Source organism: Aquirufa salirivi, from assembly GCF_045310485.1.
Taxonomy (GTDB): Bacteria; Bacteroidota; Bacteroidia; order Cytophagales; family Spirosomataceae; genus Aquirufa; species Aquirufa salirivi.
The window spans coordinates 71,917-92,866 of the sequence record NZ_JBEWZH010000006.1; the positions used below are offsets into that span (position 1 = coordinate 71,917).

At 38.6% G+C, this 20,950-nt stretch carries 17 protein-coding genes; 7 read left to right on the forward strand and 10 right to left on the reverse strand.

Annotated features, from left to right (window positions below):
• Positions 1–430 precede the first annotated feature (430 nt).
• Together U0R11_RS09290 and U0R11_RS09295 are read left to right on the forward strand one after the other, a co-directional pair.
• Positions 431–979 (forward strand): outer membrane protein, encoded by a 549-nt coding sequence (locus U0R11_RS09290; protein ID WP_406751424.1) that lies wholly within the window; start codon positions 431–433, stop codon positions 977–979.
• A 134-nt stretch (positions 980–1,113) separates the two neighbouring features.
• Complete coding sequence (locus tag U0R11_RS09295) at positions 1,114–4,332, forward strand: PAS domain S-box protein (protein ID WP_406751425.1); 3,219 nt, start codon at positions 1,114–1,116, stop codon at positions 4,330–4,332.
• Between the two features lie 26 nt (positions 4,333–4,358).
• On the opposite strand, the gene U0R11_RS09300 is transcribed toward U0R11_RS09295, so the two are convergent.
• From U0R11_RS09300 to U0R11_RS09340, 9 genes are all read right to left on the reverse strand, one after another.
• Positions 4,359–4,700, reverse strand: a complete 342-nt coding sequence (locus U0R11_RS09300) for a DUF6370 family protein (RefSeq protein ID WP_406751426.1) — start codon at positions 4,698–4,700, stop codon at positions 4,359–4,361.
• 10 nt (positions 4,701–4,710) lie between these two features.
• Positions 4,711–5,145 (reverse strand): CopD family protein, encoded by a 435-nt coding sequence (locus U0R11_RS09305; RefSeq protein ID WP_406751427.1) that lies wholly within the window; start codon positions 5,143–5,145, stop codon positions 4,711–4,713.
• The gene (locus U0R11_RS09310) at positions 5,145–5,912 is read right to left on the reverse strand and encodes an ABC transporter permease subunit (protein WP_406751428.1); all 768 of its coding nucleotides are present in this window, start codon (positions 5,910–5,912) and stop codon (positions 5,145–5,147) included. The genes U0R11_RS09305 and U0R11_RS09310 overlap by 1 nt, the downstream gene beginning before the upstream one ends.
• A gap of 6 nt (positions 5,913–5,918) precedes the next feature.
• Positions 5,919–6,617: an ABC transporter ATP-binding protein gene (locus U0R11_RS09315; protein WP_406751429.1), complete on the reverse strand. Its 699-nt coding sequence runs from the start codon at positions 6,615–6,617 to the stop codon at positions 5,919–5,921.
• Positions 6,614–7,858, reverse strand: a complete 1,245-nt coding sequence (locus tag U0R11_RS09320) for a nitrous oxide reductase family maturation protein NosD (RefSeq protein ID WP_406751430.1) — start codon at positions 7,856–7,858, stop codon at positions 6,614–6,616. The genes U0R11_RS09315 and U0R11_RS09320 overlap by 4 nt, the downstream gene beginning before the upstream one ends.
• Positions 7,855–8,853 (reverse strand): nitrous oxide reductase accessory protein NosL, encoded by a 999-nt coding sequence (locus U0R11_RS09325; protein ID WP_406751431.1) that lies wholly within the window; start codon positions 8,851–8,853, stop codon positions 7,855–7,857. The genes U0R11_RS09320 and U0R11_RS09325 overlap by 4 nt, the downstream gene beginning before the upstream one ends.
• 16 nt (positions 8,854–8,869) lie before the next feature.
• A complete protein-coding gene (locus U0R11_RS09330) occupies positions 8,870–9,430 on the reverse strand; it encodes a fasciclin domain-containing protein (protein ID WP_406751432.1) in 561 nt (186 codons plus the stop codon).
• A 62-nt stretch (positions 9,431–9,492) separates the two neighbouring features.
• Positions 9,493–11,472 carry a Sec-dependent nitrous-oxide reductase gene (nosZ, locus tag U0R11_RS09335; RefSeq protein ID WP_406751433.1) on the reverse strand — a complete coding sequence of 660 codons (1,980 nt, stop codon included), beginning with the start codon at positions 11,470–11,472 and terminating at the stop codon, positions 9,493–9,495.
• Positions 11,473–11,495: 23 nt separating this feature from the next.
• Entirely contained in the window at positions 11,496–11,975 is a 480-nt protein-coding gene (locus tag U0R11_RS09340; RefSeq protein WP_166375119.1) for a c-type cytochrome, read from the reverse strand.
• Between the two features lie 241 nt (positions 11,976–12,216).
• Here U0R11_RS09340 and U0R11_RS09345 point away from each other — a divergent pair, with 241 nt between their 5' ends.
• From U0R11_RS09345 to U0R11_RS09365, 5 genes are all read left to right on the forward strand, one after another.
• The gene (locus U0R11_RS09345; protein ID WP_406751434.1) at positions 12,217–12,816 is read left to right on the forward strand and encodes a Crp/Fnr family transcriptional regulator; all 600 of its coding nucleotides are present in this window, start codon (positions 12,217–12,219) and stop codon (positions 12,814–12,816) included.
• Positions 12,817–12,825: 9 nt separating this feature from the next.
• Complete coding sequence (locus U0R11_RS09350; RefSeq protein ID WP_406751435.1) at positions 12,826–14,052, forward strand: hypothetical protein; 1,227 nt, start codon at positions 12,826–12,828, stop codon at positions 14,050–14,052.
• Between the two features lie 48 nt (positions 14,053–14,100).
• Positions 14,101–14,478 carry a hypothetical protein gene (locus tag U0R11_RS09355; RefSeq protein WP_406751436.1) on the forward strand — a complete coding sequence of 126 codons (378 nt, stop codon included), beginning with the start codon at positions 14,101–14,103 and terminating at the stop codon, positions 14,476–14,478.
• A gap of 63 nt (positions 14,479–14,541) precedes the next feature.
• Complete coding sequence (locus tag U0R11_RS09360) at positions 14,542–16,914, forward strand: TonB-dependent receptor (RefSeq protein ID WP_406751437.1); 2,373 nt, start codon at positions 14,542–14,544, stop codon at positions 16,912–16,914.
• Positions 16,914–18,071 carry a hypothetical protein gene (locus tag U0R11_RS09365; RefSeq protein WP_406751438.1) on the forward strand — a complete coding sequence of 386 codons (1,158 nt, stop codon included), beginning with the start codon at positions 16,914–16,916 and terminating at the stop codon, positions 18,069–18,071. The genes U0R11_RS09360 and U0R11_RS09365 overlap by 1 nt, the downstream gene beginning before the upstream one ends.
• 68 nt (positions 18,072–18,139) lie before the next feature.
• Here the strand turns inward: U0R11_RS09365 and U0R11_RS09370 are convergent, their stop codons facing one another.
• Positions 18,140–20,707: a TonB-dependent receptor gene (locus tag U0R11_RS09370; protein ID WP_406751439.1), complete on the reverse strand. Its 2,568-nt coding sequence runs from the start codon at positions 20,705–20,707 to the stop codon at positions 18,140–18,142.
• Positions 20,708–20,950: the final 243 nt, after the last annotated feature.

Here is a 20,950-nt window from a genome sequence, read left to right on the forward strand (position 1 = left end):
TTTCGTCGGCATCAAAATGCTCCTTTTGACTGAATGGGCATGGTTGTCATCTTGATGATACGCATTAAATTGTAAAGCTAAATCTATATTTTAGCTATTTTCATTGATTTAATGGCTGGTTTTAGCTAGTTCTGTAAAGCAAAATTTAAATAGATGCTATTTTAGTTTCATTTTCTCACTTCAAGGAATGATTTCTAATCTCTCCAATTAAAATATTAAATAAGCGTGTAATTTTTGCATTATTCCGTTTAAATGGTAAGGCTTCAAATTTTATACATCGACTCGTAGGTACACAAATCGTGTTTTTATGATTTTTTATCCTTTATTTTTGGCATCACATTTAGAATTAAGTTTCTAAGTGAATTTCCTTTCGGTTATGTGTTGATCTACTCTCCGATTGGGTTTTTGTTAACCTATAAATTATAAAACGATGAAAATTCTAGGAATGACCGCCTTATCAAAGGCGACGATGTTGGCTTGCGCCCTAGTTTCACATGTACCATTATCCACCTCCGCTAGTTCGGACCCTTTTGTGAATGGAAGGGGGGCTCCCAAAAACAGTTTTGGAATTCGTTATTCTTATTCTTGTATGGGGCTGACTTGGAGGTATGCTTTTAATCAGTTGAACCAGTTTGAAGCATTTATTCAGCCTATGTCAACAGATGCAGTCAAGGAGTTTAATTTTTATGGTGGAAGGTTTCTACATCAATTTCCACAAACAGAATTTCCTTTTACACCTTATGTTTTTTTAGGAGTAGGATTGGCGACCTATCAAAACAATTTGCCTAATCCTACTTTGCAAGAGAGTAATAAATCGAGTAAGTGTTTGGGTTATGCTTTAGGGCAGGGAGTAGAAACAAAAATATCAGGTAATTTGAGTTTAACAGGTGATGTGGCCATCACACGATTGAATAATGAACCCGACCAAATGTTAGGTATCATTCGGCTGGGCATGGGAATGCATTATACACTAAAATAGCTCTCCATGGAGAGCTATTGATTTCTATCGAAAATATTTGATAGAAGCTTTTATCCATTTTATAGTTATAAAACTAGTTTAATGGTTAGATTAGGATATCCTTTCTCAATGTGTGTCATGAATTCACTCTTGTTATGAAAAAACAATCATTTCCAATACCTGAAAATGAAGAGGACAGGCTAAGTGCTCTTTATGAATATCAAATACTAGATACTTTAGCTGAGAAGGAATTTGATAAAATTACTTCTTTGGCTTCCTACATTTGCCAAGTACCCATTGCTATTATTTCATTGGTGGATAAAGACCGACAATGGTTTAAATCAGAAGTTGGATTAGGAGCAAAAGAAACAACTCGGGAAGTTTCTTTTTGTCAATACACCATCATGGGAGACCAAATCTTCGAAGTGCAAAACGCATTAGAAGACAGTCGATTTGTTGATAGCCCATTGGTAACAGGAAATCCACATATTCGATTTTATGCGGGAGCTCCATTGACGACTCCCGATGGATTTCAGATAGGTTCTTTATGTGTCATTGATCAAGTTCCAAGAGAATTGACCAAAGAACAGCGAGATGCATTAACTACGCTTTCCGAGCAAGTCATCCAAACCTTGGAGCTTCGGATTAAGAATCGAGAATTGAAGCAGCAAGTTAATCGCTTGACAGAGGAAAAAGTGGCCCGAGTTACCTTGGAGTTAGGGCGCTACAAAGAGGCATTGGATGAGGTGTTGGCTGTATTCATTATGGATGCGAATGGAATTATCACTTATGCCAATGAGGCAATTTGTACCTTAAGTCAGTATCCTCGAGAGGAGTTAATTGGACAACATAAACGAATTTTACATCCAGAGTTTAGTTCTTCTTCCGAATCGGATGCATTTTGGGGAACCATTCAATCGGGTGAAGTTTGGAAAGGGGAGATACAGAACCGCGCTAAGGACGGATCAGCTTATTGGTTGAATATCACGTTTGTCCCATTTAAGGGAAAGAATGGGAAAGTCACGCAGTATTTGGCCATTAGTAGTGATATCACGGAACAAAAAATTAAGTCGATAGACCTCGAATTATTTTTTGAGTTATCTCAGGATTATTTGACGGTAGCTAATATGAATGGATTTTATGAAAAGGTAAGTCCTTCATTTTATAAAGGTTTAGGTTATCCTGAATCAGAAATGTTACACCATTCAGGAGCACATTTTGTGATTCAAGAGGATTTGCCACTTAGGGATATCCTTCGAGCCAAGATGTTGAAGGGAGAGGGTGTTAGGGACTATGAATTACGGTATAAATGCAAGGATGGAAGTGTCAAGGTATTGAGTTGGAATTCATCTCCTAATGAGCAGACAGGTAAATTATATGGAATTGCCCGAGATATTACGGGAAGTAAAAAAATTATTGAGGAAAATAAAAGATTATCCTGGGTAGCTAGAGGAACAGATAATATTGTGGTGATAGCTAACCCTAAGGGTCAAATAGAGTGGGTGAATCATCCATTTGAAAAGTTGACAGAATATACGTTAGATGAAGTAATTGGTAAAACGCCTGGTAGTTTTTTACAATATGAAGGCTCGGATCCAATGACGGTCCAAGCGATGAAAGAGGCTATAGCTGAACGTAAAACGTTTAGAGGTGAGATTAGGAATCGCTCTAAATCGGGGAGAGAATATTGGTTAGAAATATTCTTGAATCCTATATTTAATGAACAGCAGGAACTTATCAACTTCATAGCGATAGAATCCGATATTACGGAAAAAAAGGAAAAAGATTTAGAGATTTCGGATTTATTAGCTACCCAAATTGCCATTTTCAATGGTGTAAGTTTGGCGATCATTTTTACCGATGTACAGGGTTATGTGAAAAAAGTGAACCAAGCTACTTTGGAGATTTTTGAATATGAATCAAATGATATTGTAGGCCAACTTTTAAGTCAGATTCCATGTTTTGATATGGATGAAATCATTCAATATAACCAGGAGTTGAGCGAGGAATATGGGGTAGATTTCGTCCCGAGTTTTGAAACTTTTGTGATGCGGACCAAGTCCTCAGGAAAACCTGAGCGTAGAGAGTGGACCCTTATTTCTAAATCAGGAAAGCGAATTCCTATTTGGCTGGGTGTTACCTGTGTGAATAATGAACGGGGTGAGATTATTGGTTATTTGGGTGTTGCGGAAGACTATACAGAGCACAAGCAAGCTCAGAATGAGTTAATTCAGGCCAAAGATGATGCTGAAATGGCTGTGAGGGCCAAAGATAGCTTTTTGACCAATATGAGCCATGAGATTCGCACTCCTTTAAATGCGATCATTGGATTCACGGAATTATTACAAAGTAGTCAATTAGTGAATCCAGAATGTGAATATGTGGACAATATTCAAAAGGCTGGGGATCATTTGCTTCTATTAATCAATGATATCTTAGACTTATCTAAAATTGATTCGGGCAAAATAGAATTGGAAGTTCAGCCTTTCCAATTAAAAGAATCGCTCAAACATGTACATGATTTACTCAAAGTTAAGGCTACCAAAAAAGCCATTGATTTTAGTTTGTTTTTAGACTCTGAATTGCCTGAGGTGATCATAGGGGATAAAGGACGCTTAAATCAAATACTCATTAATTTGGCAGGTAATGCGATAAAATTTACTGAAGAAGGGGAAGTGAGTATTTCTGTCAAAAAAGCACAAGAAACGGAAAGTAAAATTAGTTTGCGTTTTTCCGTGAAGGATACGGGTATTGGTATTTCAGAAGAAAAAATTCAAACCATTTTTGATCGATTTATCCAAGCAGAAGCCAGTACAACCCGCAAATTTGGTGGTTCAGGATTAGGCTTGAATATTGCCAAGCAATTGGTGGAATTACAAGGGGGTAAGATTGAATTAAAAAGTAAGTTAGGCCGAGGTTCTGAATTCTATTTTGTTTTGGAATTTGAAAAGGCCAAACAGCTGGAAGAGAAACGTAGTAAAAAGGAAAATATAGGATTACGTGTAGACCACTCCGTTTCTATTTTAATGTGTGAGGATAATGAAATGAATCAGCGATTGGCAAAGACGGTCATTCATAATTTTGGTTTTCAGTTGGACATTGCCAATAATGGGAAAGAGGGAATTGAGCTCTTGCAGAAAAAAGACTATGATTTAGTCCTAATGGATCTTCAAATGCCTGAAATGGACGGTTATCAAGCCACCATGTACATTCGGAATGAAATGAAATCGGATATTCCCATCATTGCTATGACGGCACATTCTTTAGTAGGAGAACAGCAAAAATGCTTTGATATAGGAATGAATGGTTATGTTTCTAAGCCTTATAAACAGCAGGAATTGCTCCAAAAAATACAAGAATTTATTCGTGAATAGTTTAGGCTATTCACGAGTAAATGAAATTAAGGTAGTAATTTGAAATAGGTCGCCACAAATTTGTCATCGACAATTTTACCTTGTACTTGGGCTTTTCTTACTACTTTACAAAAGCCATTTTTCGAGTGACTCCCGCCATAATCATTGATGTTGGGTCCCTCTACGTAGTATTTTTTGTCTTCAAGTTTGATGGCCAGTTGGCATACATCACCCGGCATATCAAAATTGCAGGAACCACAACTTGCTTCTACTGTGTACAGTGTTTGTTTTTTGTCTAGCTGCAGGTATTTAGGCTTAGTGTTGGGTACAAAGCCTAAACTAAGACCGATAAAGGTCCATGACATCAAAAAATAAATGATCTTTTTCATATGTTTATGTTTAAAGTCCTCCAAATCTAAATTGTAAGCCGAAAAACATCATCAGGAGGGCAACTAGGGTGATGAGTCGGATGTGGAATACCATCAAAGGAAGTTTCTCTAAACTTAGATTAGGAATGATGAAAATACGGGCATGAAGGGCCAGTACTAGGCTAAGTACAAGTAAACTTAATTTGATGATGATATTTCTTTGTATGGCATTATCCAAACTAAATTGAATGCCATATTGAAAAATGGCCATCCAAACCCCAGTGATAATCTGTATGATTAAACTAGGTATTCCGATGGGTTCAAATGTTTTTTCAAATTGCTGAATAAGCAGAATGTCTTTTTTGAAAAGGGCTTTGGGCACAATTTGTAAACTCAAAATGAGGTGTCCACCTACCCAGACGCAGGCACCCACCAAGTGTAACAAGAGTAAAGTGTGGTATAACATTATAAATCTTTCTTTTTAAAATAACGTAAGGAGCACATAAAGGGAATCATTACCCATAAAATCAAGGTGGTAAATGAGATGGCAATTCCACCTGAAGTGCCAAAGAAATCTTTGAAAATAGCCCCTGTATATCCCATCAAAGCCGATACGTCCATTTGCATGAGAATTAAGATGCGGGCTAAATCGATGGGGTTCAACATACTTATGAGTATCATGAATTTTTCAATAGGGTAGTCGGCCCACTGAAACAGCATGAATAAGACGATTCCATCAAAAATAATGGAATAAAATAGCCATAGGATAATGGAAAGACCGATTCCCTTGGCTTTGTCTTTGGTTAAAACTGCTGCCAACAAGGCTATGGCCGTAAAAATAAAAGTTAGTAGGAGTCCACAAATCACGAGCATTAAACCGAGAAAACTGGGTTCGAAAATGAGGATGACGATACCCGCGCCAAAAAAAAATGCGAGTCCAAGGGACGTCATTAATCCAATAAATAAGCTCCACCAAATGGTATTTCTTTGTAAGGGTTGGCTGAGTAATAGTTCAATGAATTCAGTGCTATTGTACATATAAATGGTAGAGAATATCAAACAGACCAAAGGGACAATCATGAGTATGATGTTCAGCATGCTCAATAGGCCCTTGGAAGAAGTATCTTCTAGACTAAAAACACTTAATGAGGCTAGCAATAAGATGAGGGTGTAAAACAATACAATTCGATTTCGGATGATGTCAGCGATGACATGTTTATATATCTTGTTCATAGGCTTCTAGGCAATGATTTTGGCGATCATTTTGGATAATTTCACTTCCTGGGTCTCTTGTTTTAAATCCTCTAAAGTTTTTTGAAATAAGACCTGTCCGTCTTGCATGTAAATTACTTCGGTGATCATTTCATCCAATTCACTTAGTACGTGGGATGAAATGATGGTGGATTTACCACGAGCTTTTTCTTTTAGAATTTTTTGTTTCAATATTTCAGAAGAAAGAGGATCTAATCCTGCGGTGGGTTCATCCAAAATCAACATATCAGGTTGAAATAAAAAAGCAAGGCAAGCCCCTACTTTTTGGCGCATTCCTCCAGATAGAGCCCCCATTCTTTTATGGTAAATTTCTTTTAAGTGGTATTGTTCAATCAATTCTTCATCTAAGTTTTTTAGATCTTTTCGGATATCAATCATCATGGACATGACCTCCCCGATACGCATGTTTTCTGGATAACGGGTCATTTGCGGCATAAATCCGATTTTTGCTCGGTAGGCCCATTGGCCAGTGATATCCTCTCCTTGAAAAATGACTTTCCCCGAATCAGGAATAACCATTTGTAAAATACTTTTAATCAAGGTAGTTTTTCCACTACCGTTTGGACCAATCAAGGCGATGCAAGCACCAGGGCGACATGTTATATGTATATCTTGAAGTACCTGCTGATTTCCAAAGCGTTTGCTGATATGTTCGGTAATGATCATAATTTGACCGGTTTAATGAGTGGAAATTGATCTTTTAATTGTTCCGGAGTTAAGCTTGGGATTAATTTTTCCGTCTTATCCATTAAGGCAGAAATGAAACTTCGGAACATGATAAGCGTGGTTGGGTTTTTTTCTAAAATGATGGAAAATAAACTAACAGGTCTAAAAGGGATATCTCCAACCTGATCTCGGTTTAAATCATAGCCATCGTATTTATCCCAATAATTACCATCGAAATTGTTTAGAACTAAGGTACCATTGGTACTTACATCAAAAGTATTGTTCAAGAAATTATTCTGATGGATAGTCATGTCTTGGCAGCTGGCTTGGATTTTAAGTCCCCAGCCATTATTGGAAAAGGTATTTCGGTTCATTTTAACCCGACTAACACCTTCTAGGTAAATGCCAGTGGTGTTTTTTTCAAAGTGATTTCCTTGTATGATACCATCTGAGATTTCTTTGAGTAAGATTCCATAGGAGGCGTCCCCCCAATTTTGATGAAAGGTATTGTAAAACATGTTGACATGATTGGAAAACATGACGGCTACCCCAGCACCATTGTTGGTGAATACATTGGAAATGTAGGTGTCATTATTGGAAAACATAAAATGTAAACCATAACGTAGATTACGGAAGGAACGGTTGTTCTTGATGATGGAATGAGTGACAAATTCAAAATAAATCCCGTCACGGTGACCCTTTATCACATTATTTTGAATCTGTAAGAAGCTACTATTCCAGCAGTGAATACCATTACCACTTTGTTGCTCTTCAACACCATATGCGATAATCCGGTTGTTTTTAATGGTACAATGTTTCCCATATTGAACATATATGCCAAAGAAGGAATTGGTTAATAGGTTATTGATAATCTGTACGTGCTGAGCATCATAGATTTTGATACCTGCCAAATCTTTTAAACTGGAAATGCCTGAGTTGCGAATATGAAAGCCCTGGATAGTCACATGTGAGGCTTTGATGGATAGGACTTCGTATTTACCCTCACCGTCCAATACAGGTAATCCTTGGCCTATGATGCATAAGGATTTATCAACGATGAGGTTGTGTTCATGATATACCCCTTTTTTAACCAAGATGCTATCCCCAGATTGGGCATGTTGGATGGCATGGGCTAAGGTTGTAAACCTTTCATTTTTTCCTACCTTCCAAGTACTTGCTTGGGCCGTGGGAAGAAACAAAATGATTAAAAGAAGTAATATCAGGTAAGGTTTATGAATCATTGGCGAATACTTTCCCAAGTTTTTTCTTCTCCAGCTAAAGCTTGGTTATTTTTGGTTAATTCATTTTTATCGACAAAAGCAGCAAAATTACCTGCCATAGGACTTCCCAAGGAAGGACTTGTCATGAAATAGGCTTGAGTAGCAGGGACTAACTCATGTTTCCCCGTATAAGTACTGACATAAATATCTTGGACTTGAATCTCCTTATTGATTTGTAAATAACTCAATAAGCATTTCAAATCATCAAAAGGTAAGGTCTTTCCTTGCTGGGTAAGTATGGCTGAGGCGAATCGCATATCGCTAATGCCCATTTTACAAAAATGACAATGATCCCGACCTAGTTGAATGGGTTTTACTTCAATCGTGCAAGCTTGAAAAAAGAATAACACGGGTAGGAAGAATAAAACTGATTTGGGGTTTTTGGATAAACGCCATTCCAAAATAACCCCAGTCAGTAACATCAAACCAATACCAATAAATATCCAACCACCCACATCTGGGATGGAATAAGCTCCAAAATTTAAAAGTTGTTTAAAACCTATAAGGGGAGGCTGATAAGCCATACCTGGAACTTGAATAGCGGCATTAGGATCTAAATCATGCCCATAATCGTATTCCCATTTCCAGAAATCTACCATGGCAATAATGCCAAACAATACAAAAGCTGAAAATAGAAAATAGAGTACTTTTTTACGGTTGATCCAAGCTCCAACTAAAAACAAAATGGAAAACCCCACGATAATATATGGCAATACAGTAAATTCGATGAAGTCCTCTTTGTGCATGGTCTTCATTCCTATGTAGTGGTTTAGCCCATTGATGATGTCCACGTTTCCACGGATATCATTGGCATGAATTTGAAGGCTCAATCCTTCCGGATATTGAGGTGCATCTAATTCAATTCTCCAAATGGGTAAATAAACGACAAAGGGTAATAATATGGAGGAGAGGAACAGCAGCATGCGTGCTGGTTTTCCCATTTGTTGCGTATTCATATAAAGGCAATTTAAACTATTTACTTGGAGGCAATAAGACACCATCAATCACGTGAATGATGCCATTAGAAGCAGGAACAGATGCGATGATGGTCGCTGAATTATTTAACATGATTTTACCATTTTTGATGCTCACGGTGACATTGTCGCCATTGACCATGCCCAGTACTTGCCCATCTTGTAAGTAATCCGCTTTTAATGCAGAAACCGTAACATGGTATTGAAGTATATTTTGTAAATCAGCCTTTTTTTCATCTGTCATTAAGGCGGTTAAAGTAGCTTTATCTACTTTATCAAAAGCAGCATTAGTAGGAGCAAAGACAGTAAATGGTCCTGCATTGGATAAAGATGTAACTAATTCCGCTTGTTTTAATGCGGCTACTAAGGTGCTATGATCCTTAGAACCTACGGCTACTTTCACTACATCTTGTTGAGAATCATCGTCTTTGACATTCTCTTGACCACCAGAGGAAGCTGTGGTTTCAGTCGTATTGGAAGTAGTATCCGCTTCCGAACTTGAACAGGCTGCTGTCAATAAGAACATGGCAGCTAATAAACTAATGGATAAAATTTTCATGATGGTTCACTTTTTAATGGAAGAATAAGGAGAGCATGGAAAGCCATACTCTCCCATGTTGATTAGTTTTTAGCGAGGGCTTTAGTTTTACCCAAACTATAGCTGATAGGAACCTTACTTCCTTTAGGAGATACTCGGATGTAGCCCGACATTTCTTGGTGCAAGGCACTACAGAAGTCAGTACAGTACATAGGAAAGATACCTACCTTATCAGGCTCCCATTTCATGGTTTGGGTTTCACCTGGCATAATCAATAATTCGGCATTGGTGGCACCTTTGATGGCAAATCCATGAGGAACATCCCAATCTTGCTCTAGGTTGGTCACGTGGAAATACACCACATCACCCATTTTAATGCCTTCTATGTTGTCCGGAGCAAAGTGAGAACGAATGGACGTCATGTACACATGAACGACATTTCCTTCCCTGACTACTTTGGCTTGGCCTTCTCCTTTGGTTACATACTTGTTCTCATTCTCATTGATCTTATAGAATTTGATGGAACGTTCTTTAATTAAATCAGCTGCAATAGCCTGGGCATAGTGAGGTTCTCCAATGGTAGGGAAATCCAGAATCATCTCCATTTTATCACCGCTGATGTCGTATAGTTGCGCACTTTGAGTCAACTCAGGGCCAGTAGGCAAGTAGCGATCTTTGGTGATTTTATTATAGGCGATTAGGTATTTTGCGTTTGGCTTTTTGCTATCTCCACCTGGGATACATAAGTGACCTACAGAATAGTAAGTTGGCGCACGATCAAGTACTTTCAAATCCTTGATGTTCCACTTCACCACCTCACTGGATACGAAGAAGGTTGTATAGGCATTCCCTTTTCCATCAAATTCAGTGTGCAAAGGTCCAAGTCCTGGTTTTTTCACTTCGCCATACAATGCAGCTTCGTATTTAATTACAGGAATGCCTTCAAAGCTACCGTCGAACTGTTTTCCTTCAATGGCTTTCAACATTTTGTCAAAGCTAAATACAGGAATCAAAGCCGCTAATTTTCCAGAACCTACAATGTACTCACCAGTTGGGTCTACGTCACAGCCGTGAGGAGATTTAGGGCAAGGGATGAAATAGCAGATGTCTTTCAATGCTTTAGCATCTAGTACCAAGACCTCTTTTTTCATTTCAGAAGTAGCCGTATGCGTTTTTTCGTTGTACTTATTGTGTGCATATTTGGCAGGAATACGTTTCGCTTTTCCAGCTTTGATATATTCTTCTGCTTTTTTCCAATTGACAGCCATGATGAAGTCCTTATCACGTTGTGAAGCATTTACTTCTAATAAAGTATTGGCTTGTTCTGTATTGTAGCAACTGAAGAAAAACCAACCATTGGATTTGCCTTTTCCGGCATGGCTCAAGTCAAAGTTGACCCCTGGGCATTCAATTTGGAAGGCCAAATCCATTTCACCACTTTCTTTTTTCACCGAGATGAAACTGATATATCCTTTGAAGTTTTCTTTGTAGGTGTCAATCGGGATATCGCCATTGGCATTATCTGGTGGTACAGAGAAACGTGTACCTGCCACCACATATTCGGTATTTTCTGTGATGAAAGGAGAGGAGTGATTCCCTGCGCTATTCGGTAATTCAATGATTTCAGCTGTTTTAAAACTAGCTAGATCAATACGTGCCACACGTGGGGTGTTATTGGCATTACCGAAAATCCACCGACCGTCAACTTCTCCATTGGTTTGGGAAAGCTCGGTATGGTGAAGGTCATCCCAAGGCACAAAACCATGGGAGGTGTTCAGCATAGGTTTTGTTTCTTCACTGTAGCCATAACCTTTTTCTGGGTCAACAGAAAAAACAGGTATTACGCGGAATAAACGGCCACTGGGCAGCCCATAGACACTCATTTGTCCGGAGAAACCACCGGAAACTAGATTGTAAAATTCATCATATTTACCTGGGGCAACATAGGCTTTTTCCGCAGAACCTGAGGAAGAAGCATTTCCTGCGTTTTTAGGTTTACAAGATTGGAATACCAATCCAGTAATCATCAAGAGCGCTAGGATTTTGGTTAAATTAGTCTTCATGTGCTTAATTATTTGGTTGAAATTTATTTGACGCCGTCATTTTGACGCATGTACTCATACAGGGATTTGGCCTCATCATCACTTAAGTTTTGATTGGGCATTCTTACTAGGCATATTTCAAGCTGCGCTTGAGCCACTGGATCTTTGTTAATCATTTCATCGGTATTCGTCATGAAATTCAATATCCATGCAGGTGTATGTCGACTAGTCACGCCTTTCCAACCGGGACCAACTAATTTTTCATCGGTTAATTTGTGACAGCTGCCACATTTTACATCGGAAGTCGCTTTTCCTTTTTCAGCTAAGGCTTTGTCGAGGGTAGGACTGATGACCACATCGGTGAATTTTCCTGTACCACGTTTCGGATCATAATCAGGGTTTCCTCCTGCGCTTTCAGAGGAGGCAGCTTGGGCACTTGAATCCGCGGAAGCATTGGATCCATCATTACTTCCACAGGATGTTAGCCAAAGGCTCAGGGCAAGCATCATTGTTACTGTTTTCATTGTATGAATTTTTTGTTGGGACAATGTTATAGCCCAGATTTTTTGAACTTTATGCGTGCAGTCATAAAGCAAGCGTTCTCGCCTATACGTATATATAAAAGGTGTGTTAAATTACTGAAAATCAACGTATTGAATTGATTTTGAGCCTATTTGCTTAAAGGTGATTTTAATCATAAATTGGTATGATTTCGCTCATATTTGAACTCGCCAGAATGCACTTGTTTCGCTTAAATTTTTAATCATGATCGACGAAAAATTATTGGTTTCTTGGGGAGGTACTTACCGTACTTTAGAAAAAAATGAGGTCCTATTTTCCGAGGGAACAGAGTGCCTGTTTTATTACCAAGTAGTGGACGGTCAATTGAAATGGGTGAATATATCGGTGGATGGAAAAGAGTATTTACAGCGATTGATTAATCCGGGTGAAAGTTTAGGAGAGATGCCTTTGTTTGATGATGGTCCATTTGCCGCCTCGTCTTTTGCTTTGGTCAAGTCAACCGTCATTAGGTTACCTAAGGCGGCTTTTCACGACTTATTGCGAAATCATCCAGATATCCATTTTGAAATTTCTCGGCGTTTATCCCAGCACCTTCGATTTAAGTTTTTTATGTTAAAAGAGGTGACAAGTAATGAGCCAGAAAAATTGGTGGTAGCTGTCTTGAATTATTTGAAAGACACACATCAATACGTTTCCTTGGATGATCATTTAGTGCATTTGACTCGTCAGCAAATTGCTGATTTAACTGGTTTGAGGGTAGAAACGGTCATTCGAGTTATCCGAAATTTACATTTGGAGGGCAAATTGAAAATTGAAAATCGAAAAGTTTTTTTGTTTGAATAAGGGAATAGCATGAAAGGGAAGGGAGCCGATTTTTGGGTACAAATAGCTTTATTTAATCTGGTGATAGTAGCCATGTTGGGTGTGATGCTTCGTTATAAAATAGCATTTTCATTTCCTCTCATTCATCAAAAACATCTCTTACATGGTCACTCACATTTTGCTTTTTCTGCCTGGGTGGGTCAAATGATCATGACTTTGCTCGCCTTTACTTTAAGAGAAAGAAATTCGGGTAAAGAACCATTTGAATTTAGAACTTTACTTGCTTGGAACACCTTGGTGGCATTTTTTATGCTTTTTGCTTTTGTTTATCAAGGTTATGGTCCAATTTCCATCTTTTTTTCCACGGTAAGCACAGCTATCAACTTCCTTTTTTGCTTTCGGGTATGGGCCTTTTTAGGTAAGTGTAAAGTAGTTTCCATGGGTGATTATTACATCCAAGCTAGTATCATTTTTAATATTTTATCTTCCATAGGTACCGTGTATTTGGCTTACCTAATGTCCAATAAAATCAATCATCCAGAGAAATACTTAGCCTCTGTTTATTACTATTTGCACTTTCAATACAATGGCTATTTTATCTTTTCCTGTCTAGGGCTATTTGCCTATTTTTTAGATCATTTGGGTATTAGCTTGACCCATTCCAGACGCGTTTTTTGGTTATTAGCAGGAAGCTTAGCTCCAGCATATTTACTTTCCATCATGTGGGTTAAATTGCCCTTGTTTTGGTATGTGATTTTAGTTTTAGCGGCCATCATACAGTTTGGAGCATGGTTTTATTGGTTATATCAAGTGAAAAAAAATCAATCTGAAATATACCTTGGTGTCCCAGTGATGGTTCGCTTCTTATGGATTTTGGTAGCCTTGGCAACCAGCTTAAAATTTGGTCTGCAATTACTCTCTATCATTCCTAGTCTGAGCGAGTATGCCTTTGGTTTTAGACCTGTGGTGATAGCCTATTTACATTTAGTCCTTTTGGGGGTAGTGAGTTTGTTTCTAATGGGCTTTGCCATCTGGAAGGGATATATTCAATTGAATAGCATGTTAAAGTGGGCTATTGGATTATTTGTAGGTGGTATATTTTTCAATGAATTTATATTGATGTTGCAAGGAATGAGTTTTTTGAATTTAGTTCAAATTCCGTTTAGTAATGAAATTCTGTTTGGAGTGGCTGTATTGATGTTTTTAGGAGCTCTTGGGATTTTTGTAAGTCAAAAACTCAAACAAAATTTAATTTAAAATGGACCATGATTATCCAGCCTTAATAGTATAATTTTGCGAATCACCATGAAAAGAATTATTGCCATCCTTTTACTGATTGCCATACAATTGCCTCTGATGAGTCAATGGGCATCGGTGGCATATTATCAGGTGAACAGGAATTACATTGCTAAAAACCTGTGCGAAAATCGGGATAAACCTAAGTTGAATTGTAATGGTCAATGCTATTTGGCCAAAAAATTAAAGGCCGCCGAAGACAAAGAGCAAAAAACGAACTCAGAGCGTTTAGAAAAAATGCCTCAAATTCAATTGGCGTGTCAAACAAATACTAGTTTAGCTTTTTCATTCTCATTTTCTGATTTTTCAGAGGATCATTTTCCTGCTGCCTCCATGGCAGCACAATCCACCCTTCTTTTGCCTTTTCGTCCTCCGCGGTGGAGCTAATTTCTTGGTTCTAAGGCTTGATTTAATACATCAGGCTTATTTTCTCATGTAAATTAGTTTAAAATGAAAGCTTTATATTTAGCGATCTTTTGCTTGCTGGCATTGGCAAGTAATGCGCAACAACGTGCCTACAAAATACTTAATGCAATTACACAAGAGCCCATCATTGGCGCCTCATTAAGTCATTCTAATAAAATCATCGCATTAAGTAATGAACGAGGCGAGTTTTTACTTAGTTCGATACATGCAACTGATGAATATCTAATTTCTTCTTTAGGCTTTCAATCCTTGAAATTGAAAGGGTCTGAAATTAATTCCGTCATTCAGCTAGAGGAAGCATCTTTGGATTTAGCTACCGTGGTGGTAACAGCTTCCCGACAAGCCGCAGTTCGAACAGAAACTCCCGTGGCCATTCATAAAATTAGCGCTTCTTTGATGCAAGATACCAAAGCCATCCAGCTGACGGAAATCATCAATAAAGTGCCAGGAGTAGTGATGTTGAACTACAATAATGAACAACATGCCATGGGAATTCGTCAGCCTTTTGGGACATCCCCCTATTTTTTATACATGGAAGATGGCCTTCCTTTGCGGCCATTGGGCGTATTTAACCACAATGCCCTGATTGAAGCCAATTTACAAGGCCTAAATTCAGTAGAAGTAATCAAAGGACCAGCCTCCTCCTTGTATGGACCTGAGGCTGTGGGTGGAGCGATTAATTTGATTAGTAAAATGGCACCTGGGATTCCCACGGCTTCCATAGGTTTTCAAGCTGATGAGTGGGGATATCTGAGAACCCAATTTACTGCTGGAGGTCAATTCAGTAAAAAATGGTCACTGATGACGGGAGGGTATATATCCCGACAAAAAAACGCTTGGGCTTCGAATACAGATTTTGATAAATCATCCATCAATTTCCGTGTGGATTATCAACTTTCTCCCAATACTAAATTGTGGTCTTCCTTTGCCTACAATGACTATTTTTCACAAACGGGAGGTAATATTGATAGTGTTGGCTATTATTCAAGGACTTATAAAAGTCCAGCCAATTTCACCTACCGTAGTTCATTTTCATCTCGCTCAAGAATTACGCTAGAGCATAAGGGACCCAATCATTCCTTCTCTAGTTTGACCGCTTTTTATCGGGATAATTCGCTCGGACAAAATCCTGCCTATAGCATTGCTTGGACAGCCCCATCAACTACGGCTTCTGGTCAAATCAACTCGAATAGTTTTACCAGTCTAGGCATCATGGGGCAGCACAGTCGACAATTTTCTTTGCTTGATTCTAAAATCATCGTTGGTTTTTTACTCGATCGGTCACCTAATACCTATTGGGCTTATAAAATTAATTTGACTGCGACCCTTCGTCCTGATAAAAAATCAGTTGAGAAATATGACATCGCACAAGTGTTACCGAATGTATTTTTATCTAATTATCAGGCTATAATTTGGAATAAAGCGCTATATGCCCAATGGGACATTCATCCCTTGGAACGCTTACGGATTTCCTTAGGAGGGAGATTGGACAATATGTCTTTTGATTATAGTAATTATATGGATCAAAGTACAGGAAATAAGTCCTATGCCCAGTTTTCACCCAAAATTGGTATGACCTATGAGGCTAACCAACATATGGGTTTTTATGCCAATTATTCCAAAGGTTTTTCTCCTCCTGCCTTATCTGCGGTATTTAGAGCACGCCCTGCTGCTCAAGCCATTGCTACCGGAGAAAAGTTTTATTTGAGCATTGATCCAGCTGTTTTTAATAATTACGAAGTAGGAGGCTGGGCATCTTTATTCCAATCCAAGGTGTTCTTGGATTATTCCATTTATCGTTTGAATGGTCAAAATGAATTGTTGGGTATTCGTCAACCTGATAATTCCACCGATTATCAAAGTGCTGGCAAAACCTTGCATGAAGGTATCGAATATGCCATATCCTATCGACCAGATAATCAATGGAATTTCCGATTAGGAGCTACCAATGCCCGACACATGTTTGTGGATTTTGTTTTAAGTCAAAAAGCTTCTGATGTCTTAAAAAATGTCAATAATAAAGAAATGCCGCAAGCTCCACATTTTATTGCCAATGCAGAAATCACCTACAAACCGAATTGGATGAAAGGTGCTCGAGTGGCTTTGGAATGGCAAAGAATTAGTTCTTGGTATCAAAATCAAGTAAATACTGTGTCTTATGCCGATCCAGGTTTTGGTGGATTACCGGGTGTATCTGTGTTGAACTTACGCCTAGGTTACCAGTGGAAGGCCTACCAGGTTTTCATGAATGTAATGAATTTGAGTAATGAATTATATGCCAATTCCGCTAGTCGAGGTAATAATGCGAATGATAAAAGCACCTATACTCCTGCTGCACCTAGAACCATTAATCTAGGATTGCAAGTAGATGTATTTCAATTATTTAAGTCGAAATGATGATGAAATTTTCTTTGATATTATTCATGTTTTTGATGACCAACTTGGGTGTAGGCCAATCAATCTCTGATTCAAAGCACATCGCTATGGATCCTTCTTTTACTAGAAAATCAGATGGAAGTTTAGTGCTTTCTTGGGTTGAAAAACAAGGTGATACGACCTTGTTTTTTCGAAAAGTGTGGAATAAAACACTTCAAGTTTGGTCCAACAATGAAGCTATTCATATCCATCCAAGGGCCTCTACGCATGCAGAGGGTATGCCCAAGCTGGCTTATAAAGCTGATGGTACCTGTATTTTGATGTATGAAGTAAATAAGCCCAGTGAGAAATCTCGCTTTAGTGGAGATTTGTACATTAGCATGGAAGCGAAAGGTATTTGGACTAAAGCTCAGACCATTCATCGAGACAGCACAGCAGGTTTGAGTCATTCTTTTGGAAAAATATTTCCTCTAGCAAATGGCCAAGTAGGAGCACTTTGGTTGGATATTAAACTCGGTCCCAAAGGTAGAACATTGGTGTATGCTGAGACTTTAGAAGGTATGGGATTTGGTGATATGCGGGTTTTGGATAAACAAACCTGCGAATGCTGTCGAATAGATGCTTTGGCAGATGAGCAAGGCAATGTCGATCTTATTTATCGTGATTTGAATGATCAAGGGGAAAGGGATATGGCCTATATTCATTCTAGTAATTTTGGAAAGTCATTTACTCAGCCAGTAACTTGGATGGCAGACCATTGGCAAGTTAATGCTTGTCCACATGCCGGCCCTAGTTTAGTAAGAGGGCCACATGGTTTAGAAGCTACTTGGTATACAGGAGCCAATAGTGGTTCGGGCATTAAATGGGCTTATCAAGGTAAAAAAGAATTGATTTTACATTTGAAAGGAGATAAATACCGACAGGCCCAATTAGCCACGAATCCGAAAGGAGACGTGGCCTTGGTATATGCTCAAATCAAACAAGAAGGCGAGCGTTATTATAAGCAGATCGGAATGTATGTTAAGGATAAACAAGGGAAGATGCGCCATCTGATGGTATCAAATACGGATTCAGATTGTTCGTATCCTGTCATTCAATGGACAGGAAAATCATGGCTTTTGGCCTATGAATCTTGGAAAGGAGAGGAGAGGGTTATTCAAGTGAAAGAAGTAAACTAGTGAATTATTTCCGATGAAAGCCCCAGCAACTAACATTTGCTGGGGCTTTTGTTTACTAGTATTGAAATTTAATAAGTAAAGCGAAGCGTGACTCCATACGTAGCAGGGTCACCTAATACGGCGGCATAATGACCGGCACTACCAGCAGCTGGTAATAATTGCTCAAAGTAATCACGATCTAAGATGTTTCTCCCCCAAAGTAATACAGAGAAGCCATTAGAAGCTCGGAAACCGATTCTTCCATTAAGCAGGTTATATCCTGTGATATTTAGGTATTGAGAAGGAGAAGCGCTAGAAGAGAAAGTAGAACGCGCGTAGGTATCAAGACCGATGAAATAGTTGCCTTTTAAATCTAAGAATTTACCCGAGTGAATGTATTCACCACTCAAAGAACCAGCCCATTTAGAAATACCCGGTAATTCAGCACCTGATATATCTTTGAATGCAGAGGTTCCACCAGTTTCTTCCAAAGGCACCGGTGCATTTTTGAAGGATACGTAAATGCCATCAGTATAGGAAATAGCCCCTGTCAAAGAGAAATGACTAGTTAATCGAATACTTCCATCTACTTCAAGTCCTTTTACACGTACTTTTTCAGCATTGGCTAAATATCCTCTGTTAACACCTAGCTCAGCGGTTTGAACTTGGGTCTGGTAATCCTTGATGTCGGTATTGTACAAGGTGATATTTAAGGTTGATAGAGCACTTGGCTTGGTTTTTAGTCCTATTTCATAGTGAGTCACAAACTCAGGATTTACTCTGGCTAAATCCAAAAGTACTACTCCATTGGCTGTTGGTAATCCTCCTAAATTGACACCTACTGGCTTGTAACTAGTAGCATATGTTCCAAATAAATTAAATGATTTGTTGGGTTTATAGGCTAAAGTAATTTGACCTGAAATGTTATTTTCATTCACGCTGAAATTGAAGGCTTGATTGGTATACAATCCATTTTTCAAGGCAATTAGCGCAGGATCGGTAGTTTGTAAACCACCATAGGTTTCACGTTTGTAATCCACGTCTTTTTTATCATAATTGAAACGAATACCAGGTAATACATGTAATTTATCTGAAATCTTCCAATCCACTTGGCTAAATATGGCTGCACCTAAAGTATGTAGTCTAGAAGTAGTTTTAGTACCAAAACCATCAAATAAACCTGGCGTTTTCCACAAAGCTGAGGTTGTGTTCTGGGCAAATCGCCATTGAGCAGAACCTGATTCTTCAGTTTGTACAGGATTGGAAGTTAAGATTTGGTCAATTAAGAACACACCCAATACACCACTTAATCTTTCCGAGAACTGTCCAGCATAACGAACTTCTTGCGTCCATTGGTCATGTCTTGAATTCCCTTGCGACTTAGTCAATACCGGTAAACCGATGAAGTCGCGGTCATTGGATGGATCCCATACCCAATAGCGCCAGGCAGATGTAGAGGTTAAGGTTCCTTTGCCAATTTTGGCATCCACATTCATGGAAGCACCACCAAAATCATTGTTGACTCTCCAAGGTGAATCAGCATCTGTAATTCGATCAAAAGGATTTGTTGTGGGTAGTTTATATCCTAAATCGGCGATGATGGCATTAAATTGACGATAAACAGCACGTTTTGTTGGAACTACTCCAGCTACGACAGTTGCATTTCCATCTGGTCTTTGACGGGCATTATCTCCTGCAAAAGTGATGTTCACATTTTCAGAAGGTGTATAAAGTACTTGTGCTCTGAATCCTAAATTATTTAGCGTATTAGTCGGTTTTAAGGTGGTGGTGTTGAAAATTGTACCATCTCTTTGTGTTCCTGAAAAGGAAATTCTGGCGGCTAATTTTTTGCTAATAGGTCCTGTAACAGAAGTCTTTACTTGGATGTAGTTCAAGTTTCCATAACTAGCTTCAAAGGTAGCACCTGGGGTAAAGCTTGGCGTTCTAGTGGTAATGTTAAAAGCACCAGCCGTTGTATTTTTTCCGAAAAGTGTCCCTTGTGGCCCACGCAATACCTCGATGCGGTCTACATCCACAAAGTCAATGGCCGTAGCTGCTGGTCGGGCGTAATATACCCCATCCACATAAAAACCTACTCCAGGATCAATACCATCATTGGTTAAGCCAAAGGATGAACCTAAGCCACGGATATTTAAGGTGGTATTTCGACCGTTGGAAGAATATAATTGAACGGAGGGAATTAATTCCTTTAAACGATTGGGGTTAAATGCCCCAGCATCTTCTGCCACAGCACCACGTATTACGGAAATGGGAATTGGAATATCCTGAATGGATTCTTGACGTCTTCTGGAAGTGACCACCACATCAGTCAATTCGTTATTGCTTTCTTCGATGGCAATTTCTACTTTATTGCTACTAATGACAACTTCTTTCTTTTGGTATCCAACATAGGTTACCACTAAAGTAAAGGGTAATTTTTGCGCTGTAATGATGGAAAATTCGCCATTTGCATCCGTGGATGAACCATTGGTTATACCCTTAATGTATACGGAGGCTCCAATGATGAACTCATTCGTTTTGGCATCCACAACTTTACCAGATATTTTGGCGTTGATGATCGGTTTGTCTTGTGCGGAGGCGAGGAGCGGAATAAGCAAGGCTAAAAGAATACTAATTGAGGTCGAAAATTGTTTCATGGGTCCTTAGGAGGGTTTTATTGTTAAGTAATTTAATCCATATACTTTATAGACTAATTGCAGTTAAAAAAAACTCAGCGTATAGGTCTGAGTCATGATCATTGATGAACTTGAATGCAAATGTAATAGATTACTCTATTTAATATACCTTTTTAGTATAGTAATTTTAAAAAATCAATAAATTTTTAAAATAAAACAGCGAAAAGGGTATTTTGGGAGTCTTAGAAGTCTTTTTGCCGATAG